General features: G+C 32.5%; 25 protein-coding genes and 3 tRNA genes. 23 read left to right on the top strand and 5 right to left on the bottom strand.

The features are described from left to right. A complete protein-coding gene (cysW, locus tag B7R65_RS05595; RefSeq protein ID WP_142288205.1) occupies nt 1–861 on the top strand; it encodes a sulfate ABC transporter permease subunit CysW in 861 nt (286 codons plus the stop codon). Nucleotides 862–875: 14 nt separating this feature from the next. Then, a complete protein-coding gene (locus B7R65_RS05590; RefSeq protein ID WP_088041746.1) occupies nt 876–1,949 on the top strand; it encodes a sulfate/molybdate ABC transporter ATP-binding protein in 1,074 nt (357 codons plus the stop codon). A 75-nt stretch (nt 1,950–2,024) separates the two neighbouring features. Here B7R65_RS05590 and ispG read toward each other — a convergent pair whose 3' ends face one another. The 3 genes from ispG to B7R65_RS05575 form a co-directional block, all read right to left on the bottom strand. Continuing rightward, the gene (gene ispG / locus B7R65_RS05585) at nt 2,025–3,122 is read right to left on the bottom strand and encodes a flavodoxin-dependent (E)-4-hydroxy-3-methylbut-2-enyl-diphosphate synthase (RefSeq protein WP_088041745.1); all 1,098 of its coding nucleotides are present in this window, start codon (nt 3,120–3,122) and stop codon (nt 2,025–2,027) included. Nucleotides 3,123–3,238: 116 nt separating this feature from the next. Continuing rightward, nucleotides 3,239–3,574 carry a hypothetical protein gene (locus B7R65_RS05580; RefSeq protein ID WP_088041744.1) on the bottom strand — a complete coding sequence of 112 codons (336 nt, stop codon included), beginning with the start codon at nt 3,572–3,574 and terminating at the stop codon, nt 3,239–3,241. 138 nt (nt 3,575–3,712) lie between these two features. Further along, on the bottom strand, nt 3,713–4,468 hold the full coding sequence (locus B7R65_RS05575; protein WP_088041743.1) for a DUF1189 domain-containing protein: 756 nt from the start codon (nt 4,466–4,468) through the stop codon (nt 3,713–3,715). 389 nt (nt 4,469–4,857) lie between these two features. On the opposite strand from B7R65_RS05575, the gene B7R65_RS05570 reads away from it, so the two are divergent. The 17 genes from B7R65_RS05570 (at nt 4,858) to B7R65_RS05490 (ending at nt 19,932) form a co-directional block, all read left to right on the top strand. After that, a tRNA-Asn gene (locus tag B7R65_RS05570) sits at nt 4,858–4,932 on the top strand. 16 nt (nt 4,933–4,948) lie between these two features. Beyond that, nucleotides 4,949–5,025: transfer RNA gene (locus B7R65_RS05565), tRNA-Met, on the top strand. A 12-nt stretch (nt 5,026–5,037) separates the two neighbouring features. Next, nucleotides 5,038–5,127 (top strand) — tRNA-Ser (locus B7R65_RS05560). 249 nt (nt 5,128–5,376) lie between these two features. Beyond that, complete coding sequence (locus B7R65_RS05555; protein ID WP_088041742.1) at nt 5,377–5,985, top strand: superoxide dismutase; 609 nt, start codon at nt 5,377–5,379, stop codon at nt 5,983–5,985. A gap of 114 nt (nt 5,986–6,099) precedes the next feature. Next, nucleotides 6,100–7,317, top strand: a complete 1,218-nt coding sequence (locus B7R65_RS05550; protein WP_088041741.1) for an MFS transporter — start codon at nt 6,100–6,102, stop codon at nt 7,315–7,317. Between the two features lie 102 nt (nt 7,318–7,419). After that, nucleotides 7,420–9,537, top strand: coding sequence for a peptidoglycan D,D-transpeptidase FtsI family protein (locus tag B7R65_RS05545; protein WP_088041740.1), 2,118 nt, complete (start codon nt 7,420–7,422; stop codon nt 9,535–9,537). Nucleotides 9,538–9,979: 442 nt separating this feature from the next. Further along, the gene (gene pstB, locus B7R65_RS05540) at nt 9,980–10,741 is read left to right on the top strand and encodes a phosphate ABC transporter ATP-binding protein PstB (RefSeq protein WP_218780400.1); all 762 of its coding nucleotides are present in this window, start codon (nt 9,980–9,982) and stop codon (nt 10,739–10,741) included. A gap of 21 nt (nt 10,742–10,762) precedes the next feature. After that, nucleotides 10,763–11,419 carry a phosphate signaling complex protein PhoU gene (gene phoU, locus B7R65_RS05535; RefSeq protein WP_142288204.1) on the top strand — a complete coding sequence of 219 codons (657 nt, stop codon included), beginning with the start codon at nt 10,763–10,765 and terminating at the stop codon, nt 11,417–11,419. 105 nt (nt 11,420–11,524) lie between these two features. Next, entirely contained in the window at nt 11,525–12,511 is a 987-nt protein-coding gene (locus B7R65_RS05530) for a nucleotidyltransferase family protein (RefSeq protein WP_088041737.1), read from the top strand. An 85-nt stretch (nt 12,512–12,596) separates the two neighbouring features. Beyond that, nucleotides 12,597–12,746 carry a 50S ribosomal protein L33 gene (gene rpmG, locus B7R65_RS05525; protein ID WP_056475024.1) on the top strand — a complete coding sequence of 50 codons (150 nt, stop codon included), beginning with the start codon at nt 12,597–12,599 and terminating at the stop codon, nt 12,744–12,746. Between the two features lie 66 nt (nt 12,747–12,812). Beyond that, a complete protein-coding gene (locus B7R65_RS05520; RefSeq protein WP_179194782.1) occupies nt 12,813–13,388 on the top strand; it encodes a 5-formyltetrahydrofolate cyclo-ligase in 576 nt (191 codons plus the stop codon). A gap of 154 nt (nt 13,389–13,542) precedes the next feature. Then, on the top strand, nt 13,543–14,490 hold the full coding sequence (locus B7R65_RS05515; protein WP_088041735.1) for an L-lactate dehydrogenase: 948 nt from the start codon (nt 13,543–13,545) through the stop codon (nt 14,488–14,490). A 207-nt stretch (nt 14,491–14,697) separates the two neighbouring features. Next, nucleotides 14,698–15,384 (top strand): M15 family metallopeptidase, encoded by a 687-nt coding sequence (locus B7R65_RS05510; RefSeq protein WP_256941170.1) that lies wholly within the window; start codon nt 14,698–14,700, stop codon nt 15,382–15,384. A gap of 113 nt (nt 15,385–15,497) precedes the next feature. Beyond that, nucleotides 15,498–15,692 carry a YqgQ family protein gene (locus tag B7R65_RS05505; RefSeq protein ID WP_088041734.1) on the top strand — a complete coding sequence of 65 codons (195 nt, stop codon included), beginning with the start codon at nt 15,498–15,500 and terminating at the stop codon, nt 15,690–15,692. Nucleotides 15,693–15,765: 73 nt separating this feature from the next. Next, nucleotides 15,766–16,737, top strand: coding sequence for an ROK family glucokinase (locus B7R65_RS05500; RefSeq protein ID WP_088041733.1), 972 nt, complete (start codon nt 15,766–15,768; stop codon nt 16,735–16,737). Nucleotides 16,738–17,019: 282 nt separating this feature from the next. Continuing rightward, nucleotides 17,020–18,912, top strand: coding sequence for an LTA synthase family protein (locus B7R65_RS05495; protein WP_088041732.1), 1,893 nt, complete (start codon nt 17,020–17,022; stop codon nt 18,910–18,912). Between the two features lie 84 nt (nt 18,913–18,996). Next, nucleotides 18,997–19,932, top strand: coding sequence for a M14 family metallopeptidase (locus B7R65_RS05490; RefSeq protein WP_256941169.1), 936 nt, complete (start codon nt 18,997–18,999; stop codon nt 19,930–19,932). A gap of 93 nt (nt 19,933–20,025) precedes the next feature. Here the strand turns inward: B7R65_RS05490 and B7R65_RS05485 are convergent, their stop codons facing one another. Beyond that, nucleotides 20,026–20,202, bottom strand: a complete 177-nt coding sequence (locus tag B7R65_RS05485) for a DUF2759 domain-containing protein (protein ID WP_088041731.1) — start codon at nt 20,200–20,202, stop codon at nt 20,026–20,028. Nucleotides 20,203–20,361: 159 nt separating this feature from the next. On the opposite strand from B7R65_RS05485, the gene B7R65_RS05480 reads away from it, so the two are divergent. Together B7R65_RS05480 and B7R65_RS05475 are read left to right on the top strand one after the other, a co-directional pair. Further along, nucleotides 20,362–20,988 (top strand): MBL fold metallo-hydrolase, encoded by a 627-nt coding sequence (locus B7R65_RS05480; RefSeq protein ID WP_088041730.1) that lies wholly within the window; start codon nt 20,362–20,364, stop codon nt 20,986–20,988. A 10-nt stretch (nt 20,989–20,998) separates the two neighbouring features. Continuing rightward, nucleotides 20,999–22,129, top strand: a complete 1,131-nt coding sequence (locus tag B7R65_RS05475; protein WP_088041729.1) for an SAM-dependent methyltransferase — start codon at nt 20,999–21,001, stop codon at nt 22,127–22,129. 28 nt (nt 22,130–22,157) lie between these two features. Here the strand turns inward: B7R65_RS05475 and B7R65_RS05470 are convergent, their stop codons facing one another. Continuing rightward, nucleotides 22,158–22,400 carry a DUF2626 domain-containing protein gene (locus B7R65_RS05470; RefSeq protein ID WP_088041728.1) on the bottom strand — a complete coding sequence of 81 codons (243 nt, stop codon included), beginning with the start codon at nt 22,398–22,400 and terminating at the stop codon, nt 22,158–22,160. A 354-nt stretch (nt 22,401–22,754) separates the two neighbouring features. On the opposite strand from B7R65_RS05470, the gene comGA reads away from it, so the two are divergent. Then, nucleotides 22,755–23,819 carry a competence type IV pilus ATPase ComGA gene (gene comGA, locus B7R65_RS05465; protein WP_088041727.1) on the top strand — a complete coding sequence of 355 codons (1,065 nt, stop codon included), beginning with the start codon at nt 22,755–22,757 and terminating at the stop codon, nt 23,817–23,819. After that, on the top strand, nt 23,812–24,855 hold the full coding sequence (gene comGB, locus B7R65_RS05460) for a competence type IV pilus assembly protein ComGB (protein WP_179194781.1): 1,044 nt from the start codon (nt 23,812–23,814) through the stop codon (nt 24,853–24,855). The genes comGA and comGB overlap by 8 nt, the downstream gene beginning before the upstream one ends. The last annotated feature ends 3 nt before the right edge of the window (nt 24,856–24,858 follow it).

Here is a 24,858-nt window from a genome sequence, read left to right as displayed (position 1 = left end):
TTGGAAATTGACAAAAACACTGGAGTGAAAAAAGAGAAAAAGCCTCCTGCGAGAACGAATTTATTGCAAATCGTGTTAATAACTATTGTTATATTATTTTTATTATTATTTTTATTTCTACCATTAATTTCTATTTTTATTAAAGCATTACAAGATGGATTCGGAGTTTATAAGGATGCGATTGTGAACGAGGAGACAATTGCGGCCATAAAATTAACATTTATTGTTGCAATTATTTCTGTACCTTTAAATGCTCTATTTGGTATTTCAATCGCTTGGGCCACTACCAAATTCCATTTTAGAGGGAAAAATATACTACTAACTTTAATCGAGTTACCTTTTGCCGTATCGCCTGTCGTTGCAGGTTTATTATTCGTTTTGCTTTTTAGCCCAAACCATGGTGTTTTTGGGGAGTGGTTAAAAGAGCACAATTTAAAAATTATTTTTTCTACACCAGGGATTGTATTAGCAACCATCTTTGTTACTTTACCGTTCGTCGCAAAAGAACTAATCGCGATCATGCAAGCAACAGGAAGCTCAGAAGAAGAAGCTGCTTTAACGTTAGGAGCAAATGGTTGGCAAATTTTTTGGAAAGTGACTCTCCCAAAAATCAAATGGGGTCTATTGTACGGAGTTATCCTTTGTAATGCAAGGGCAGTAGGTGAGTTTGGTGCAGTATCTGTCGTTTCTGGACATATTCGTGGTGAAACGATTACTCTGCCCCTTCATATTGAAAATTTATATAATGAGTACCATTTTCCAGAAGCGTATACAGTAGCATCTTTAATGTCTATTTTTGCTATTTTAACTTTGCTAATAAAAAATATTATTGAATGGAAAACACAAAAGGAAGCTAAATAGTAGGAGAGGGTCTTATGTCGATTAAAGTTTCAAACGTGATTAAGAGTTATCAATCAGAAATTGCACTCCAAAAAATAGATTTAGAAGTTAAAAAAGGGGAGTTAGTTGCATTACTAGGACCTTCAGGATCTGGAAAAACAACTTTACTTCGAATTATTGCAGGGCTAGAGATTCCTGATGAAGGAAATATATTGTTTGAAAATCAAGATGTTGGCCGTTTGGAAGTAAAGGAAAGAAATGTAGGTTTTGTATTCCAACATTATGCACTTTTTCAACACATGACCGTTTTTGAAAATATCGCATTCGGTTTGAGAGTAAGACCAAGATCAACACGTCCGATTAAAAGTAAAATAAAAGAGAAGGTATTAGAACTATTAGAATTAGTGAAACTTGAGAATTTTGCTAATCGATATCCTTCACAATTATCAGGTGGACAAAGACAGCGGGTTGCATTAGCGAGAGCACTTGCTGTTGAGCCTAGTGTATTACTGTTGGATGAGCCATTCGGAGCTCTGGACGCTAAAGTTCGAAAAGATTTAAGAAGATGGTTAAGAAAGCTTCATGATGAAATTCAAATAACAAGTATATTTGTGACACATGACCAAGAAGAAGCGCTAGAAGTAGCAGATCGTGTTGTAATTATGAACAATGGGAAGATAGAACAGATTGGAACACCAGAAGAGGTGTACCATTCACCAGCAAGTCCATTTGTTTATGATTTCTTAGGGAAAGTAAATCTCTTTCATGGTCGCATAAATAAAGGAAGCTTAATTAGCGGTGGGTTAGAAATTCCATTACCTGAAATAGAGGAAGGGGATCATCAAGAAGTAACAGGATATGTTCGTCCTCATCAAATGACAATTGAAAAATTTGAGTCGAAACAAACATCAATAAGCGCACTTGTTACTCATATTCATGCTGTAGGTCCAATTGTTTATGTCGAAGCATTAAGAGAAGATACGAATGAATATGTTGAAGTTGAATTAATGAATGAATTGTTTTTAGAGTTGAAGATTCAATTAGGTGAAAGAGTATTTGTTCGCCCTAATGAGTTGAAAGTATTTATTCCTCAGGATTTTTCAATTTAATATGAAATAATAGTTATAAAAATAAAAAAACATACAAAACAATTAAAAGTTTTGTATGTTTTTTATTCTTAGATTTTATTTAGCTGCTTCTAACTCAGCAAGTTTTTCTTTTGCAATAATGTCAATTTCACGTTTTAATTCTTCAACCATTGTTTCCTCAGGTACTTTACGAACGATTTCTCCATGACGGAAAAGTAACCCCTCACCACGAGCACCTGCGATACCGATATCCGCTTCACGAGCTTCACCAGGACCGTTAACTGCACATCCAAGAACAGCAACTTTAATTGGTACTTTTAAAGTTGAAATATACTCTTCAATATCGTTTGCGATACTGATTAAGTCAATTTCAATTCGTCCACATGTTGGGCAAGAAATTAATGTTGCGGCATTTGAAGATAATCCAAATGATTTTAATAATTCTCGAGCAACTTTTATTTCTTCAACAGGGTCTGCACTTAATGAAATACGCATTGTGTTACCAATGCCTTTACTAATGATTGCTCCTAAACCAGCGGCGCTTTTAACTGTACCAGCAAATAATGTACCAGACTCAGTGATCCCTAAATGTAGTGGGTAATTAAATGCTTTGGAAGCTTTTTCGTAAGCTTCAATTGCTAAGTTTACATCTGAAGCTTTCATTGAAACGATAATATCATGGAAATCTAAGTCTTCAAGAATTTTAATATGATGCAACGCACTTTCAACCATACCATCAGCAGTAGGGTAGCCGTATTTTTCTAAAATACGTTTTTCTAATGAACCAGCATTAACACCGATACGAATTGGAATACCTTTTGCTTTAGCAGCGTTTACTACTGCCTCAACTTTTTCTTTACGACCTATATTACCTGGATTAATTCTTATTTTATCTACTCCACCTTCGATTGCTTTTAAAGCCAATTTATAATCAAAGTGGATATCAGCAACTAGTGGTATATTTATTTGTTTTTTAATGTCAGCAATTGCATTTGCAGCTCTTTCATCAGGTACAGCAACACGGACAATTTGACAACCTGCTTCTTCTAATCGCTTAATTTCAGCAACCGTTGCTTCAACATCATGTGTTTTAGTTGTTGTCATACTTTGAATTGAAATTTCATTCGCACCACCGACAACTACATTTCCTACTTTCACTGCACGTGTTTTACTTCTATGTGTAATTTCGCTCACGAGTAACTCGCTCCTTCAAAATAACTAATTTCATTTTAATTGTATCTCTACATTATCATATTTTCTTCATGATTACTCATTTTAACAACTGGTTCTAAAGAAATATATCACAATTTTTATTTTTGTGAAGAGTAAATTGGAAATTTATATGATTTTCCACTTTGAATTTTCGTTGCTGAAAGACCATTATTTAATTTACTGAAATCTTTCGTAATTTGGCTGATTGGTTGATTATAGTCAGGATTAAGTTCTTCAATAATACCTAAAACTGTATCACCAGCTTTCACTTGAATTTCTTCAAAGTTTGGAAGAGAGTTTTTTGATGCTTTATCAGATTTCGAAACAGAAGCTACTGAGGCTATATGTTTAGTAGGTATTGTACCTACTTTAATATCAAAAAATATAATGTAAATAAGTAATAAACTTCCGAAAATGAAGGCTACTTTTTTCAATGGTATCACTCCTTTTGTAGACTATATGCTTGTCCACTTTAATTATTCCTTCTATTAATACAAAAACCATTTATTAATTTAGAAATAATATTAGAAGTCATAAAAAAGAAGTGTTTTTTGAGAACACTTCCTTCAAAATTATTTTTTTACGGGTAATTGTCTAATCGTTAAAGTATACATTAATGATGTTATTAGAATAAAAAAGAATGTTTGGTATGGAAGCTCAATTTGAAATATACCAAGTACAAAGTAAAGTACAGTCGGTAAAGTCAAGCTATAAGAAACCATTGCAAAGCGTTGTTTAAAAGAAAGTTTCTTTCCGGTTTTAAACAGTCCAGTAATAAAAGCTATGATTGTCGCTAATATGAAAATGAAAAAACAAGACCCTAAATAAAATAGGAAAAACAATGCAACTAACAAGAATGGTAATGCATTTTCGATATTGCTAATAAATTTTGAGACACTAGTTTTATTAATTTCTTTTTTTAATGATGGGTAAGGATAATCTTGTTCGCCTTTATCTGTTTTAATAATAATTCTATTTTTTAATGCAATAATCGCAAACTGTTCTTTATTGACTGAGGAAGGTACAACAGTACTATTCGGATAAAGCGCATATTTATAATGTCCAATTTTACGCTCAAAAGGCGTATTATCATTTATTGTTAAGTTTCCTTTGTTTAATGAGATTGTTTGAATGTTTTCTTTTAACAAATCTGAGGCGTTATTCACTTGAAGCTTTACTTCTTTTTCAAACGAAAAAAAACCTGGAAGAGTATATAAAATTGCTAAAAGGAATAAAAAGAAGATTGTTTTTCCGATTTTTTGGAGCCTAAATCTCGAAATTGTTTTTGGGGAGTATAGACTAAACCAAAATTGTTTGAGTAGATTCATAAACTCATCCTTCCTTATATAATGTTATTTCTTTTTATTTCATTATTATGTATCTTTTTGGTTATTTTGTATATTATAAATGATTTCTAATTTTAGATCGTAAAAGAATGCTGAGTTAAAAAAGTATTGAAATAGCAAATTTTCGTAAAAGAAGTGAATAGGCGAGGGGGATATGCCACGAGAAATGGACATGTGAGACCCCTTCGCCAGTACCTTTGAAAGCGAGCTTACTAGATCGGATATGAACTACAATAAATAATTAGCGAAATCACTGGGGAATTTAGAGTTTGCAGACTTTTTTTGAAAAAGTAAAAAAACTTTTGGAAAAGCATTGACGTGCTTTTTAAAACGTGATAAATTAAATATTGTCTTAAGGACGTTGAAATTTTTCCGCAGTAGCTCAGTGGTAGAGCACTCGGCTGTTAACCGAGTGGTCGTAGGTTCGAATCCTACCTGCGGAGCCATTTTTATAATTAGTTTGGCGGTGTAGCTCAGCTGGCTAGAGCGTACGGTTCATACCCGTGAGGTCGTGGGTTCGACTCCCTCCGCCGCTACCAATATTTTATTATGGAGTAATACCCAAGTCCGGCTGAAGGGATCGGTCTTGAAAACCGACAGGGGTGTAACAGCCCGCGGGGGTTCGAATCCCTCTTACTCCTTACTTAAATTGCAAAAGTCCCCAACGGATTAAATTTCGTTGGGGATTTTTGTTGTTTCTAGAGCTATAAGTAGATGTAGTAATCTCCTGCTTGAAAAGCAACCAAGTAGACTAAAATAGACAGATAATACTTAGTTAATTTAGTCAAATAATAATAATCTTTTTCAATAATGAGCATTTCTATTGAAATCTTTCTGTTAATTTGATAACTTTAAATTGAAATTCACAATATTCTTGGGAGGAATTAAAAATGTCTAAATTTGAATTACCGCAATTACCATATGCTTACGATGCTTTAGAACCACACTTTGATAAAGAAACGATGAATATTCACCATACTCGTCATCACAATACATACATTACAAACTTAAATGCTGCTTTAGAAGGTAAAGAAGTAGCAGCAACAACAATTGAAGAATTAATCTCTAACTTAGATGCACTTCCTGAAGCTATTCGTACAGCTGTACGTAATAACGGTGGTGGCCATGCTAACCATAGCTTATTCTGGACTTTATTAACTCCAGAAGGTACTGGTACTCCAGTTGGTGAAGTTGCTGAGGCAATCAATGCTAAATTTGGTAGCTTAGATGAGTTAAAAGCTGCTTTCACTCAAGCTGCATTAACTCGATTCGGTTCAGGTTGGGCTTGGTTAGTAGTAAATAATGGTCAGTTAGAAGTTACAAGCACACCAAATCAAGATTCTCCATTAATGGAAGGTAAAACTCCAATCTTAGGTTTAGATGTATGGGAGCATGCATACTACTTAAACTTCCAAAACAAACGTCCTGATTATGTAGGTGCTTTCTGGAACGTAGTAAACTGGGAAAAAGTAGAAGAGTTATACCAAGCTGCAAAATAATTTATAAAATCAAACACTACTAAGAAATCCTTAGTAGTGTTTTTTTATTGTCTATTTTAAGGATAATTTTTCATTTACTCGGAAGACTAGTACATAGGACAAAGGAGAGTATATATGAGTAGGTGGAAATTTTTAATAGGTGATGTTGTTGTTAATAGAGACCTGGTTTTATTATTAACTGTAGGTGGTTTATTTTCATTAGCTACAGCATTATCTAACACTTTTGTGAATGTATATTTATGGAAGCAATCAAACGACTATTTACCAATCGCTTCATACCAATTTTCAATTGCCTTTTTTCAAGCACTTACATTTATTATCGCAGGTAGATTGGCAAAAAATATCGATCGAGTTGTTATATTGAGGATCGGTATTTCGTTTTTAGCAATTTTCTACATTGTAGTCTTATTATTCGAAACGAAAACATTACTTTCAACAATTCTAATTGGAGCGATTTTAGGAATAGGAAATGGCTGTTATTATCTTTCATTTAATTTACTTACATTTGAAGTAACAGAACCTGAAACTAGGCAATTTTTCAATGGATTTTTAGGTCTGCTGAGTTCGTTTTCTGGTATGCTTGGACCCTTTATTGCGGGAGCAATCATTTCTTCGATGGTGGGAGACAAAGGTTATAATTTTGTATTTATTGCCGCAGTCATATTATTTGTATTTGCTGTGATTATAAGTTGTTTCTTAGTTAGAAGAGAGCTTGATAGCGAATTTAACATTAAAAGAGTCATATTGGAAAGAACATTAAATGGTAATTGGAGAAAAGTTACATATGCTAATTTTTTTCAAGGGCTACGGGAAGGAATCTTCCTATTTGTTATATCTATTTATATTTTTCTATCAACTGGCAGTGAATTTGCCTTAGGTAAATATGGATTAATTACTTCGTTAATCAGTTTTATTACATATTATATTGTTACTCGTACCATAAAACCAAGTTTTAATTTAAAAGCGATATTCCTAGGTGGTTTTATGTTATTTGCGGCAGTTTTTGTTATTGTTTTTAAAGTATCTTTTACATTACTTATTGTTTATGGGGTAATTATTTCTTTGGCTTATCCAATCATTTTAGTACCTTATTTATCATTAACTTATGATATAATAGGAAAATCTTATAAGGCTAGGGAATACAGAGTTGAGTATATCGTTATTAGAGAAGTGTATTTAAATGGCGGTAGAATGTTTTCTATTGCAACTTTTATTGTGTGTACTGCTTTTTTTTCGCCAAAACAAGTTATACCACTGTTAATGTGTATCTTTGGTATGGGACATTTTTTGGTCTATTTTGTTATGAGAAAATTAAAGCTAGAGCATACATAATGATGTTCGATCTGTTACAATATTTTGTATTTGTTTTGCAGAAAGACCATTCCCTTAAAATTAAAATATTAAATAAGTAGAAGTAGTAAATGAGGAGAAGAGATGAATAAACCAAAGAAAAATAAAATTGCATTACCTACAAGGCTGAATACACTATTTTTTCTTGTGTTTGTACTATTTTCTTTTTTAATTCTAAGATTAGGTGTTGTACAGATCGTTAAGGGTGAAGACTATAAATTAGAATTAGAGCGAACAGAGAATATGACAGTCGATCAGTCAGTCCCAAGGGGGAAAATCTTAGATAGAAACGGGAAAGTTGTTGTAGATAATACCCCGTTACGAACGATTACGTATACGAGAAAAAAGGGTACGTCAACAGGTGAGTTATTGAATATGGCCACAAAATTAACTCAGTATATAAAAATGCCGGTTGATAAAATAATGGAACGAGATCGAAAAGATTACTGGTTACTTACACATCCAGAAGAAGCAAAACTACTAGTTCCAAAAAAGGAAGACAAAAAGCTAAAAGCTAAATATAAAGACGATGATGCAACGTATAATAAAGAATATTACGCACTCCAATTAGAAGCGATTACAGAAAAAGAAATTAATTCACTAAGTAAAGATGACTTGCAAATACTTGCGATTTATAAGCAAATGAGTGTTGGTTATGCTCTAACTCCTCAAACTATTAAAAGTGTAGGAGTAACTGAAAAGGAATATGCGCAAGTAAGTGAACATTTAGAAGATCTTCCAGGTGTCGATATTACGACTGATTGGAAAAGGGATTATGTTTTTAAGGATACATTTAGAACAATCCTTGGAAATATTACTTCTGAAAAAGAAGGATTACCAGCAGAAAATGTAGATTATTATTTAGCACGTGGATATGATCGTAACGATAGAGTAGGTAAAAGTTATATTGAACAACAATATGAAGATGTCCTTCGTGGTACAAAAGGTAAGGCTCAAAATGTAGTTGATTCACAAGGTAATGTTATCGATACAAAAGTAATTACTGAAGGTGAACCAGGTAGTGACTTAGTACTTTCACTTGATATTGACCTTCAACGTAAAGTTGATGAAATTGTAACGAGAGAACTTTTAAAAGCAAAAGCAACTTCAAATGGTAAATATATGGACCGAGCATTCGTTACAATGATGAACCCTAAAACAGGTGAAATTTTAGCGATGTCAGGTAAACAGATTGTTAGAAATAAAAAAACTGGTAAAAACGAAGTCCAAGATTTTGCAACAGGAAATCTGACTACATCATATGAAATGGGTTCAACTGTAAAAGGTGCGACAGTTTTAACTGGTTATCAAACAAAAGCAATTTATCCTGGACAGAAACAATTTGATACACCAATTAAAATTGCAGGTACACCAGCGAAAGCATCCTATAAAAACATGGGTTGGGTAACAGATTTAGAAGCATTAAAAAGATCTTCAAACGTATACATGTTCCGAACAGCAATGGCGATTGGTAAAGCTCATTATGTTGAGAATCAGCCTTTAGATATAGACACTAATGCGTTCGAAGTATTCCGTAACAGCTTTAGTCAATTTGGGCTTGGAGTTAAAACCGGAGTTGATTTACCGAATGAAGCAATTGGATTCAAAGGCGTAGATCGAAGTCCAGGTTTCCTACTTGATATGGCGATTGGACAGTACGATACTTACACACCACTTCAATTAGCACAATATGTATCTACAATTGCAAACGGAGGCTACAGAATTAAACCGCATGTTGCAAAAGAATTAAGGCAACCTTCAATTGGCGATGATCAAGGTGTTGTAAGACAAGAAATTCAACCAAAAATCTTAAATCGAATTGATATGAAGGATTCTTATGTTAATCGAGTAAAAGAAGGTTTTTATAAAGTTTATAATGAACTAGGTGGTACTGCTCGTCCGTATTTCTTAGGGGTGGACTATAAAATAGCTGGTAAAACAGGTACAGCACAATCAGTTTATGATGGACCAGACCGAAAAAAATATAATGGACCACAAAAAACTTATAATTTAACACTGATTGGATATGCACCATATGACAATCCTGAAATTGCCTTTTCAGTTGTCGTACCTTGGATGCAAAGTGACCAAGCTCCTGTTAACAAATACATTGGCCGTGGTATTATGGATGAATACTTTAAAATGAAAAAAGAAGGAAAATCTTCTGGAGAAACGCAAGATACTCAAAATAAGAAAAGCTAAAAGGAGAAGGGGAAAACCCTTCTCTTTTTTGTATCCAATTTGCCTCAAGTGTTTTTTGAACAAGGAACTTTCTTATTGAGACAATTCGGAGTGCTAGCCCATAGCCTCTAGATCAAAAGACAATGTCTTGTAAATTAAAAAAACAATCTTACTTGCTATTTTTCTAAACAGTAGTCAGGACTGAGTTAGGTGCTTCTTTCTTTCTAATTTACACAAAATTTACATTTGGTTAAAACGGTTTTAATAGTTTGGATTTATGATTAGTGATGTAGCATTTAAGATTATAAATTATCAATAAAAGAAGTTATTGTTATGTATATTAAAATTTTGTTTTGATTAGTAGAAAGACCTTTAGGATGAGAGGGGATAAAAAGAGATGACAACAACTTTAGTTAGAGAGACACATGTGAAGAGTGAAATAAAGGAAGAGGAGTCTGTGAAGATGAACAAGTCAATTGTTTATGATACACAGAATTTAAATCTTTGGTATGGACAAGATAAAGCGCTAAAAGATATAAATTTAAGTATATATGAAAATGAAGTAACTGCGATTATTGGACCAAGTGGATGCGGTAAATCAACTTATTTAAAAACATTAAATCGAATGGTTGAATTAGTTCCAACAGTTAGAACTGAAGGTAAGATCCTTTATCGTGAACAAAATATTTTTGATAAGAGTTATCCTGTAGAAGAATTAAGAACGCATGTTGGAATGGTGTTCCAAAAACCAAACGTGTTTCCTAAGTCTATTTGGGAAAATGTTGCTTACGGACCTAAAATTCATGGAATTAAAGATAAAGCTACATTAAATCAAATTGTTGAAAAGAGTTTAAAAGGTGCAGCGATTTGGGATGAAGTAAAAGATCGTTTACATGAGAACGCATATGGACTATCTGGAGGTCAGCAACAACGTTTATGTATCGCTCGTTGTTTAGCAATTGAACCAGATGTAATTTTAATGGATGAACCAACTTCTGCATTAGACCCAATCTCTACTTTAAAAGTTGAAGAGTTGATTCATGAGTTAAAAAAGGAATTTAGTATTATTATCGTTACTCATAATATGCAACAAGCTGCACGTGTATCTGATAAAACAGCATTTTTCTTAAGTGGTGAAGTTGTTGAATATACAGATACAAATAAACTATTCTCTACTCCAAAAGACAAGCGTACTGAAGATTATATAACTGGTCGATTTGGTTAATAAAAGGATGAGGGGTCAAAAGTGATGAGACAACAATTTGAAGCAGATTTAAGATCGTTACAAGAAATGATTATCGAGTTAGCGGAAAAAACTAAAAAAGCTGTAATTAAGAGTATGGACGCTTTTCGTAATGAAAATATAGAGTTAGCTTTAGAAGTAATCGATGAAGATGATCGTATTAATAAGCTTGAAAAAGAAATAAATGAATTAATTCTTGTTATTATCACAAGACAACAACCAGTAGCGGTTGATTTAAGAAGAAATTTAACAGCTATCAAAATTGCACATGATTTAGAACGCGTTGCAGATTATGCAGTTAATATAGCAAAGTCAACGATTCGTATTCGCGGTCGTCAAGATAACTTACCATTAGAGAATATTGAAAAAATGCATTTACTTGGACTTGAAATGTTAACAAAAGCTACTGGCGCTTACAGAACAGAAGATTTACAAGCAGCTAAAGAAATTGGAGAGATTGATGATAAAGTAGACGAACTATATGGAACGACTGTTCAAACTTTAATGTCAAGCATTGCAGATTCTCCTGAACATGTAGCAAATATCATGCAAATGGCGTTCATTTGCAGATATTTGGAGAGAATCGCAGATTACGCGACAAATATTGCAGAGAATATCTATTATTTAGTTAAAGGTAAACATTATTTATTAAATCAATAAATCAAAAGGGTGTTCAAACTACTTATAGTTTGAACACCCTTTTGTCATAAAAATGTAATATTTCGCATACTTGTTAAACGAATATAAAATTTTGGGGTGGTACTGATGAAGGTTGTTATTCTAGCTGGAGGATATGGACAAAGGCTTTTACCAATAACTAACAATATTCCTAAGCCACTCTTACCAATTGCTAATCGAGCAGCTATTGAGCATTTATTACTACATTTAACGAGAATGGGATTTACTGATTTAATCATTCAACTTCATTATATGTCGCAAGCTATAATTGAAACGATAAACGCGATGAAACTAAAAAATATAGCTGTTGACTTTATTATCGAAGAAAAAAGCTTAGGATCTGCAGGTTGCTTAAGTCTTTCGAAACATTCTCTAACGGAGCCATTTTTATTAATTAATGGAGATATATTATTTGATGGAGATATAAAGGAAGCAATTTCACAGCATTTACTTAATGGAAATATGTTTTCGATGTTTGTGAAACAAGTTGAAAAGTGCGCTTCATATGGGAATGTTAGAGTAAAAGATGGACAAATAATCGATTTTATCGAAAAGCCAATAAGTGGAAAAGAAATAAGTAAGTTAGTGAATACAGGTATCTATATTATGGATCCAAAATTATTAAAGTATATCCCAGAAAATCGCTATTTTGATATTAGTAATGATTTAATTCCTTTATTATTAATTGAAAAAGTACGTTTACATGCTTTTCACTTGGATGGATACTGGATTGACTATGGAACGCCAAGGCGCTTTGCGAAACTGAATTTTGATTGGATTGAGGAAAAGTTAAACTTACCTATTCCTGCAGTACAGATCTTGCCGAGAATTTTTTTAGGCGAACATGTGATAATAAATAATAATGTTAAAATTGTATCTCCGGTCATTATTGGGAATGATGTTACAATAGAGGAGGACTGTGTTATTGGACCTTATGTATCAATAAGTTCCAATATTAGAATTGATCAAGGAAGTGTTCTGCATCATCAAGCAATTTTTCAAAAGTATACTCTGAATAATGAAAATAAATTTGTACATAATTCAATAAAAAAATTATCAAAAGAAATGCATTGAATGCAGAAAAACTATGGAAATTATTCCGAAAGAATGTTATTATATACAAGTCTGATTATGTCACTATGTCAGGAGGGAAAATAAAATGCGCGTAAATATTACATTAGCATGTACAGAATGCGGAGATCGTAACTATATCACTACTAAAAATAAACGTAATAACCCAGACCGTCTTGAGCTTAAAAAATATTGCCCAAGACTTAAAAAAGTTACAGTTCATCGCGAAACAAAGTAAGCAGTAGGAATTTTCCTACTGTTTTTTTGTATTTATAGAGCATTTCCCGAAGAAATGGAGGATATTATGGAAAAGAAACATATTAGAACTTCAATGATTAAGAATATTAAAGAACTATCTAAATTAGATCGAGATAAACGTTCCAAACAAATTATTGATCAATTAATGGAAATAGATGTTTGGAAAAATGCAGATATCGTTGCGACTACAATGCCTATGGAGCATGAAATTAATACAAATTACTTGATTCAATCATGCTGGATGCAGAATAAAACCGTCGTTGTTCCAAAGTGTAACCATAAGACAAGAGAAATGCAGTTTTTTAAAATAAAAAGTTTTTCTGATTTACAAGTAGGGTATTTTGGAATACAAGAGCCAATTGAGGATAGTTGCGAAAAAATAAGTAAAGAAAATATTGATTTAATCGTTGTTCCAGGTGTTGCTTATACTATAAAGGGAGATCGTTTAGGTTATGGTGGAGGCTTTTATGATCGATATTTAGAAAATTATAATGGAGATTTAGTTTCATTAGCTTACGAAATTCAAATTATTGAAACAATCCCAACAGAAAAACATGATTGTTCGATTCCAATAATCATAACTGAAACAAGCACGATTAAGACTAGCCCAGATAATAATTGAATAAGAAAACACGGTTTGCTTGAAAATAAATAAGTCTGATTCAGAAGCCAGTAAAAAACTGTAACAATTTTGAGAGTTATTTCACAATTCTGTTGTTAACTAATGGACATAATTAAATCAGTCTCTACTAACGAGATTTGAAGGGTGGAACAACATGTTACGAAAAGAGATAAATCGTGTCGCACTAATCGGTACAGGTGCTGTTGGAGCTAGTTACGCGTTTGGGATGTTAAATAAGGGTTTAGCCGAAGAATTAGTAATGATTGATTTAAATAAAGAAAAAGCAGAAGGCGACGCAATGGACTTGAGTCACTGTTTACCTTTTGTGAGTTCAAGAACTAGAATATGGGCAGGAGATTATAGTGATTGCAAAGATGCAGCATTAGTCGTAATTACAGCTGGTGCAGCTCAAAAACCTGGTGAAACTCGTTTGGATTTAGTTGCCAAAAATACAGCGATTTTTAAAGGAATAATTAGCGAGATAATGAGCGCAGGATTTAATGGTATCTTTTTAATTGCAACTAACCCAGTCGATATACTTACATACGTAACTTGGAAATTCTCAGGATTGCCAAAGGAAAGAGTAATTGGTTCAGGTACAAGCTTAGACACAGCTCGATTTCGATATTTACTTGGAGATTATTTCAATGTGGACTCACGCAATATACACGGTTATATAATAGGAGAACATGGTGATAGTGAACTTCCTGTCTGGTCTCAGACTACAGTAGGAACGCAACCCATTCTTCAAGTAATAAAAAAGAATCCGCAATTTAAACAATCTGAATTGGACGAAATCTTTTTTAATACACGCGATGCAGCATATCACATAATAAAGCGAAAAGGTGCTACATATTACGGTATTGGCATGGGATTAGTTAGATTAACTAAAGCGATTTTAAAAAATGAAAATAGTATCATAACTGTATCGGCTTATCTAGATGGCCAATATGGTGAAAATGATCTTTATATTGGCGTTCCGGCAGTTATTAACCGTGGTGGTATTAGAGAAATAGTAGAATTGGATTTAAATGAGCTAGAAACAAAACAATTTAAAGCATCTGTTAATACATTACGCAAAACGATGGAGCCTATTTTATAACTATTGAGACCTCTTACAAAGCTGAAGAGGTCTTCTTCGTACTTGATTATTCAAAAATCATTGTATAATGTTATAACTAACGATTTTAATAGAAGGAAGATTATTGTGCGAAGATCAAAAAAGAAGAAATTTAAATACTTTCCCTGGATTATTATTTTTTTAATTTTTGCAATTGGACTAGCTTTTTTTATGCGAAAAGATTTAATAATGTTCAATTCCACTGAAAAATCTGAAATGACAAAACCAGAAAAAGAAAAATCACCTGTATTTCCAGGTTATAATGATACTGCAATTGAATCGGAGAATGGAATGTTGGAAGTTACAAACCCAGCGTCTGATTTAGTATTGGTTAATAAAAATCGCAAATTACCAGATGGGTATGAGCCAACAGATTTAACGTACCCAATCGTACCATTACATGGTGCGAGTAAGGATAAAACGTTAATGAGGAAAGAAGCAGCTCACGCTTTGGAGAATTTATTTCAAACTGCTGAAGCGAATGGGATTATTCTAACTCCAGTTTCAGCTTATCGATCATATGATAGACAACTTAGTTTGTATAATTTTTATTTACAAACACAAGGTGAAGAGTGGACTCAAGCATACAGTGCTGTCCCAGGTACTAGTGAACATCAAACTGGACTATCGATAGATGTTTCTTCACCGAATTTTGGGAATAAACTTGAAGCAGAGTTTGGAGAAACAAAAGAAGGGGTATGGCTATCCGATCATGCACATGAATTTGGATTTGTAATTCGTTACCCAGAAGATAAGGTAGAGGTTACGGGGTATCATTATGAACCTTGGCATATAAGATATGTTGGGAAAGAATACGCAACTTATTTATTTGAAAAGGATTTAGTATTAGAAGAAGTAATGGCGCCAAATAAGTAAAAAATTTGATTAATTCACTCGCTAATATGGAGGATCAGCATTTCATTGACGAACATACTAAACGACTTTATACTTAAGACATAATTAGTAACATACAAAAGTGGGAGTCAACAATGAAATCAGTATATGATATCCAACAATTTTTAAAGAACTATGGAACGTTTATTTACACAGGTGATCGACAAGCGGACTTAATGTTAATGCAAGATGAATTAAAGGAATTATTTCTAGCGAATATTTTAGAAAGAAAAGACTTACAAATTGCAACTTTAATATTAAAAAAAGAGCTAAGTGAAATCCGAAAATAAAACGATTTAACTAAATCGTTTTTTATTTAGATAGAGATGCAAGCGGTTTCACTTGAGAGGGAGAGAGTAATAAATGGAAAAGATGATCGTAGGTGTTGATTTAGGTGGTACAAGTATTAAATTAGCTTTATTAACCAATGACGGTGATTTTATCGAGAAATGGGAAGTACCAACTGATAAATCAGAAAGTGGAAAGCATATTCCCAAAACAATATCTAACGCCATTGATACAAAGCTAAAGGAATTGAACAAAACGAAAAATGATGTAGCAGGAATTGGTATTGGTGCTCCAGGTTCAGTCCGACTGGAAGATGGATTAATCTTTGCAGCGGTAAATCTAGGGTGGGAAAATTTCCCTCTTAAAGCAATTTTAGAAGAGGAATCAGGTATTCCAGTAATTGTCGACAATGACGCGAATATTGCAGCTGTTGGCGAAATGTGGAAAGGCGCAGGTGCCGGTGCTAGGGATGTAGTAATGGTTACATTAGGAACAGGTGTTGGCGGTGGAGTAATCGTTAATGGGCTTGTAGCGCATGGTATAAGTGGTGCTGCAGGAGAAATTGGGCATACTACTGTCCAACTTGAGAATGGTGTATTGTGTAATTGTGGTAAAGTAGGATGCTTAGAAACGATTTCTTCTGCAACTGGAATCGCACGAATTGCAAATGAAAAAGTTCAATCAACATCAAAAGAGACTGTATTAAAAGAAATTTCATCTCAAAGAGAATTAACGACAAAAGATGTGTTTGATGCATACTCACAAGGTGATGGGGTAGCTGAAGAGATTGTTAATCATGTTATGAAATATTTAGCTCTTGTCTTAGCAGGAGTTGGAAATACATTGAATCCAGAAAATATTATTATTGGTGGTGGCGTTTCGAATGCAGGTGATTTACTAATCAAACCACTAAAAAATTATTTTGATCAGTTTGCTTTTACAACTGTTCGTGAATCTACAAAGCTTTCTATCGCTAAGTTAGGAAACGATGCAGGAGCAATTGGAGCAGCATATTTAGTAAAAAAATTCATTACTAACGAAATTTAATTATTCCTTAAGGTACTTCTAATTGAAGTACCTTATTATGTTTATTAGATTGAATTGATAAAAAAATTAGTTATTTGACGTGTGAAGCATATATGTGATAAATTGAATGACGTCAGAAAAAATGAGATTAATAGAACATAATAATGTGAAGTGAAGACGATAATTTTGAAAATTCTTGGCTTGTATGCCAATTAAATAAATATGTGAATTGATAAACATGAAATATTAATTTATAAACATTAAAAAGATAGATTATTAGTTTTGAAAGAGGAGGAACAGATTATGTGGAAAAAGTTTACTAAAAACTTCGGATTTCCTTTACTTGCAGTATTCCTTTTATGGATAAAAGCAACCTTATTAAGTATGTACTACTTTGACTTAGAAATTGAAAACACAATGCAACAATTTATATTAATTATTAGTCCAATTTCTTCATTATTAATTTTTATTGGTATTAGTTTATTTGCGAAAGGGCATAAACGAAATAGAGCGGTCATTTGGATCAGTTTGATAATGTCCTTAATATTAATTGGTGACACTGCTTACTATTCATTCTTTGATGATTTCGTAACAATTCCTGTATTATTCATGACACAAAACTTTGCTGATTTAGGTTCAAGTGTTAAGGCGATGATTAGCTTTAAAACAATTTTAGCTTTCTCTGATATTATTATCTTAATACTTGTTAATATTTTATGGGGTAAAAAATTCTTTACGACAGCAAACATTAAAGGTAAGTCAAGAACAGCTTATTATTTAGTAGCAGTAGCTGTATTTTTAGTAAACCTTGGTTTGGCTGAGACAGAACGTCCTCAATTATTAACGCGTTCATTTGATAGAGAATATATCGTAAAATTTTTAGGATTATACAATTACCATATTTATGATATGGTTCAACAATCTAAGACTACTGCTCAAAAAGCAATGGCAGATGATAGTGAATTAGCAGGTATTGAGAACTTTATACGTGCAAATGATACAGGTGTAAATGCACAGCTTCATGGGAAGTACAAAGGTAAAAACGTAGTTGTAATTTCATTAGAATCATTACAAAATTTTGTGATCGGTCGTGAAATTAATGGACAAGAAATTACACCTTTCTTAAATAAGTATTTAAAAGAAAGTTATTACTTTGATAATTTTTACCACCAAACTGGGCAAGGTAAAACATCTGATGCGGAATTCCTTATCGATAACAGCTTATATCCATTAGACCGTGGGGCAGTATATTTCACAAATGGTGGAAATACTTTCACTGCTACACCAGCTATTTTAAAAGCAAACCAAAATTACTATACTTCTGTAATGCATTCTAATAATAAATCGTTCTGGAACCGTGATATGATGTATCCGAGTCTAGGTTATGATCGCTATTATAATGAAGATGATTACAAAGTAACAGCAGATACATCAATTGGTTGGGGACTGAAGGATAAGTACTTCTTCGAACAATCTGTTGAAAAAATGAAAGACATGCCTAAACCTTTCTATAATCGTATGATTTCTTTAACGAATCACTATCCATTTGAATTGGATGCAAAGGATCAAATGATTGATAAATTAAAAACAGGCGATGCAACAGTTGATAATTATGTAACGACAGTACGTTATTTAGATGAATCAATTAAAAACTTTATTGAAGAAATGAAAGCATCTGGTCTTTACGATGATACAATTATCGTTATGTATGGTGACCACTATGGTATTTCTGAAAACCATAATCGTGCAATGAGTGAAGTATTAGGTAAAGATATTACTCCAGCAGAGCATGTTAAATTACAAAAAGTACCTTTATTTATCCATGTACCTGGTCAAACTAAAGGACAAACTATGCATGAAGTGGCTGGTCAAATTGACGTTAAGCCTACTATTTTAAACTTATTAGGCGTTGATGCAAATAAAACATCAATTAACTTTGGTAATGATTTATTCTCACCGAAACATAAAGACTTTGTTGTTTTCCGTGATGGAACAATTGTTACTGACAAATATATTTACACAAATGAAAAAATGTATGATGCAGTAACTGGTGAGGTTTTAGAAAATCAAAAACCACCTAAAGAAGATTTAGCAAAAGCTAAGAAATCACTTGAATATTCAAATTCAATAATTTATAAAGACTTACTTCGTTTCTATGAAATTAAATATAAACGCGGTGAAACAAAGTTCGAATAAGACGAAGCACTTCCTTACTGGAAGTGCTTTTCTTTTATTTCTTTTCATACAATAAAGTACAAAAATGTATATGAGGTGAATAGTTTGAATCAAAATGATCTAATCAATACATTTGTTCCTCGAAAGTATGATTTTATAGAACTAGAGAAGGATTTGAATTTTCTACTAAGTCAGTATCCATTTCTAAATTTAAATTGCATAGGGAGTACTGTTTTAAATAAACCAATATATGAAATTGTCTTTGGATGTGGAGAGCGTAAAATCCACTGGAATGGTGCTTTTCATGCTAATGAGTGGATAACCTCTTGTGTTCTTATGAAAATGACTGAGTGGTTAGCACAAACCGTTTCAAATGAAAATCTGCCTTACCATAAAGAAATGTTGGAGTTATATAATCAAATTACATTGTCGATTGTCCCGATGGTTAATCCAGATGGCGTTAATTTAGTTGTAAATCAGGAAATAGAGAATGAAGAGTATATGAATTTTGTCACGAAGATAAATGAAGAATATGATGATTTTACAGGTTGGAAAGCAAATATTCGCGGTGTCGATTTAAATAATCAATTTCCTGCAAACTGGGAGATAGAAAAAAAGCGCAAAAAACCAAAGACATTTGCACCACGGGATTATCCTGGAGATTTTCCATTAAGTGAACCAGAATCGATTGCAATGTATAATTTAGCAAACGAACGAAATTTTGATTTAGTCGTAGCATTACATACTCAAGGAAGAGAATTTTACTGGGGTTATGATCATTTAGAACCTAGCATCTCAGCTGTATATGCAAAATATTTTTCAGAAGTAAGTCCGTATAAAGCCGTAAAAACAATTGATAGTCATGCAGGTTACAAAGATTGGTTCATCCAAGAATTTCGAAAGCCAGGTTTTACACTCGAGTTAGGGAAAGGAATCAATCCATTACCACTCTCAATGTTTGATTCGATCTTTTCTGAGACCTTTCCAATTTTACTTTATTCACTCTTTAACCTAGAAGGCGGAAACTTAAAATCCCGATAGTTAATTATTTAATGAAAATAAAAAGGCTGACATAAGTGTCAGCCTTTTTAAAATAAGTATCATGTTTTCCAAAAATAGAAAACAAAGTGTATTTTATAAATGTGCTGGTGGATAACCACTATGTATAATTGTCATAACGGCAAACCAAGCAAATAATACTAAAGTAGCACCAGAAAAGAATATAGCTAATAAGTTTTTCTTCTTTAATGAAGATAATAATGCTGGAACACATAAAATAGCTACTAATATAAAGATAATAACTGTACCCATTGTAAACCCCCTATAAATTTCTTTTAGCAAAACCCCTGTTTGCTTTCTACATCATTATTATTGTAAAACTTTTATGAACAATTGTCTATTTGAAATTAAGCGCTTAAATAAAATTATGATATAGTATTAGGTATATAAAATAGAAAGCAGGGTAAAAGCATGAATGTTTTCCAACTACCATTAGGTCCATTACAAACTAATTGTTACGTCGTAAGTAATGATGTAAATGAAGCCGTAATTTTTGATCCGGGTGAAGAGGCTGATGTTATTTTTAATGTTATAGAAGAAAATAATTTAAAACCAATAGCGATTCTTCTTACGCATGCCCATTTTGATCATATAGGAGCAGTTGACGAAGTTCGTGATGAATATAATATACCCGTTTATATTCATAAATATGAAGCTGATTGGTTAACAGATGGTCAAAAAAATGGTTCTGAATTATTTATGAGAAATCAAGCAATCTTTGCAAGAGAAGCAGATCATCTTATTGAAAAAGAAGGCAAGATGGAAATTGGTAAATTTTTATTCTCGATTTTTGAAACGCCTGGCCATTCACCAGGAAGTGTTTCGTTTTATTGCAAAGAAATTAAAACCGTTTTTTCTGGTGACGCGTTATTCCAACGTAGTATAGGACGTACAGATTTGCCTGGTGGTGACCACGATCAATTAATTAAAAGTATAAAAGGAAAGCTTTTATCACTTCCTGACGATGTAGTTGTATGTAGCGGACACGGTCCTACAACGACAATTGGGGAAGAGAAAAAACATAACCCATTTTTTTAAGGATAATTGGATGAATAAAATACTTAAAGAAGCGATGAATAAAAAACAAAATCACCAGATTACATATGAAGAGTTTATGAATATTGCTTTATATGATCCCGAAAAGGGATATTATCAAAAGGAAAATCAGAAAATCGGACAAAAAGGTGATTTCTATACTTCTAGCTCAGTTGGAACTGTATATGGAGAAGTAATCGCATCTGTTTTCTGTTCTTTTGTGAAGAATAATCTAGTTGGATTAACATTTGTAGAAGTAGGTGGAGGCAATGGTCGTTTTGCGAATTCATTTCTTACTTATTGTAAAAAAAATGAACCAACAGTTTATTCAAAATTAAACTATATCCTTGTTGACGAAAGTAACTTCCACCAATTATTACAGAAAGAAATGTTAATCGAGCATTCAAATGTGAAATTTTATTCTGGATTGACTGAGATGCAACAAGTGGTTGAAGGGGTAATATTCTCAAATGAACTATTTGATGCATTACCTGTTCGTGTTGTAGAATTTCAAAATGAGAGATGGCACGAAGTTGTTTTAACTTACAACGAGGATGATAAGTTAGTCGAGCGTTATATTGAGATCGATGATATAAAAATAAATGAATTTCTTGATAGACATCAATTTCATGGTAAAAAAGGACAACGACTTGAAATACCACTAGTTATGGAAAGAGTTTTTAATAACATGCAATCTAAACTAATTAATGGGATGATCATCACGGTTGATTATGGTTTTAATAGAGAAGAATGGGATGCGCCTCATCGATTAAAGGGAAGCCTAAGAGGCTATCATCAACATGAGATGAAAACGAATGTATTAGATTTAATTGGTGAAATGGATTTAACAACTCATATACATTGGGACGAATTGAAACATATTGGCTTACAAAAGGAAATTGATCAAGTTTATTTCTCAACACAAAGAAATGCACTTCTTGATTTTGGAATCTTAAACTGGTTAATTCAACACGCCCAAGTAAATCCATTTTCAGAGGAGTATAAGCAAAATCGGGCAGTCCAATCATTAATTATGCCAGGAGGGATAAGTGATTCATTTCAATTACTTATTCAAACCAAAGGAATAGCTGACGATTTAAAACAAGAAATAAATGAATTAATTTCATTAAATGAATACAAATAAAAAAACCAGTCAAATGACTGGTTTTTATTTACTCACCAAAGCTAGGTACTAATAAGAAAGTACTATAATATGTAAATCCTACAAAGAACACAGTTAAGTATGCGCCAAAGATATAGATGTACATACGCTCAGAAAGCTTCAGATAGCCTAATACTACGAAAAATGCTGTTTGTACTGCAAATAGTAGAGCAGCACCAGTCATATGACCAACATAGAACATTACCGTAAAAATAGCTGTCCAGAATCCTAGAACGCGAAACATACGATCCATTCTAAATCCCCCCATAAATAATTTCTACCCATTCATTATTATAAAATAAGAAAGTTACAATTGTAAACAATGTATTAATACAATTAAAGTTATTAGAAGTATTCTACTCTATATTATTTTCGTTATTTTGCTGATTTCTATACATCGAATGTACGCGAGTGATGCTTTTTCTTTATGAAAATTTTTTTATTTTTATATAAAATTGAATTTAGACATTATTTTTTCATCATATTAACGTTAGTTCGTTAAAATACTTATTTCAAAAATCATTTATACAATCAATTACGTCATTTTAATAAATTGAATGTTTTTATACGTGATAATATAATTGCACCAATTGAAAGGAGTGATTATATGAAGTCAGTTGAAAAAATAGTAGAAGAACTCTTTAAGAAAGCTTGCCATTTTGGAGCTTCAGATATTCATCTATTGCCTAAAGAGAATAGCGTTGAAATTCGCTTTAGAGTTGATGGGGATATTAAGGTAATACAACGTATTAGTAAGCATGAAGCTAAACAGATGATTATGCATCTGAAATTTCTAGGTAGTATGGATATTGGCGAAAAACGCAAACCACAAACTGGAATATTAGTTGTGAATATTAATGATTCACTTTTATCACTTCGGATAGCTACATTACCCTCAATTATTGAAGAATCAATGGTTATAAGAATTCATCCTCAGCAAGTCATTACCCCAATTGAAAAACTCTCATTATTTCCATCAACGACCCGAAAATTACTTTCGTTACTTCATCATTCTCATGGACTCATGCTTTTTACTGGTCCGACAGGGAGTGGTAAAACGACAACACTTTATTCACTTTTACAAGCAGCAAAAAAAGATTTTACTCGAAATATTATTACGTTAGAGGACCCGATAGAAAGGAAATCGGATGAGTATTTCCAAATGCAGGTTAATGAAAAGGCAGGATTGAGTTATGTGACTGGTCTGAAGGCAATTTTAAGAGCAGATCCAGATATAGTAATGGTAGGAGAAATTAGGGACGAGGAAACTGCTAGAATTGCCGTTAGAGCGGCCTTAACGGGACATTTAGTATTAACGACACTGCACTCCAAAAATACTAAGGGTGCTTTATTTAGAATGTTAGAATTCGGGATACCAAAGGAAGAACTCTTTCAATCATTGGTAGCAATCGTATCGCAGCGACTTGTCAAAGTAAAGTGTCCTTATTGTGATGGAGAGTGTGATCCAAATTGTTTAGCTCAGCGAAAAAATAGGCGATTAGGTGTTTATGAATTATTATATGGAAAAGCTTTAGATTTAATTTTTAACGAGTTAAGGGAAGGAGTTAAAGAAGAATTGCAATTACAAACGATTAATCATGAAATTATTAAAGGATATGCACTTGGTTACATCGATTATAAATCTCTTGATAGAAGCATGCTTTATGGTTAATAAAATACGTAGCCAAAAACTTCCTTTGTACGAACAGGCAAGGCTTTTAAAAATATTAGGCGAACTTTTACAAAAAGGTTACCCATTGATTCAAGCCATTGAATTCTTAACAATTCAACTACCAAACAAATATAAAGATCTATTTGAAGATGCTAAACAAAAATTAATTACAGGGAATTCTTTTGTTGAGTTTGGAACTAATCTGAATTTACATGCAGACGTTATCGTGTACTTGTATTATTCTGAAGTACATGGCGATTTATCATTTGCGCTTAAAGAAGGTAGTTTTATGTTACATAAGAAAATTCAACATCGCGCATACTTTCGAAAAGTAATTGCGTATCCGATTTGCTTAATCATATTTTTGGTTTTAATCCTCATTGTATTTCGTAACTTTATTATTCCTCAATTTGAAATGCTTTTTACTACTTTTCAGTCAAATCAACACTCTTTCGCATTTGCCTATTTACAATTAATCAAACGCATGCCGTCCATCATCCTCCTATTTTTATTTATTTGCTCAATTATAATCATTAGTTCCTTTCACTTTATTAAGAAACTAACTCCAATTGAGCAAATGAATAAGTTAATTCAAATTCCACTTTTAAAATCGTTCCTAATAACAATGAATACTTATGAATTTTCTATGCAATTAAGTATTTTGTTACATGCTGGCTTTCCTATAATTGAAGCTTTGAAGACGATGCAAAACAATGATAGTAGAACCTTTATAAAAGAAAAATCAAAAATAATGTTTAATCTTATTCGTAATGGAAATTCATTACAACAAACATTGGAGAATGATTCGACCTTTAATCGTGATTTGATTTTTATAATCGATCATGGAATGAACAACAGTACACTTTCCGAAGAATTACATGATTACGCCGAATTCTTAAAAAGAAGTTTAGAGGAATATTTTCTTCGTTCAATAAAATTGATCCAGCCCATTATTTTAATTGTTATTTCAACAAGTATTTTATCACTTTATATAGCAATACTTTTTCCAATGTTTCAATTGATGAACAATTTTTAGGAG

This window comes from Bacillus sp. EAC (assembly GCF_002156875.1).
Taxonomy (GTDB): Bacteria; Bacillota; Bacilli; order Bacillales; family Bacillaceae_G; genus Gottfriedia.
The sequence above is the reverse complement of the archived record's forward strand: the minus strand, read 5'-3'. Positions and strand labels throughout refer to the sequence as shown.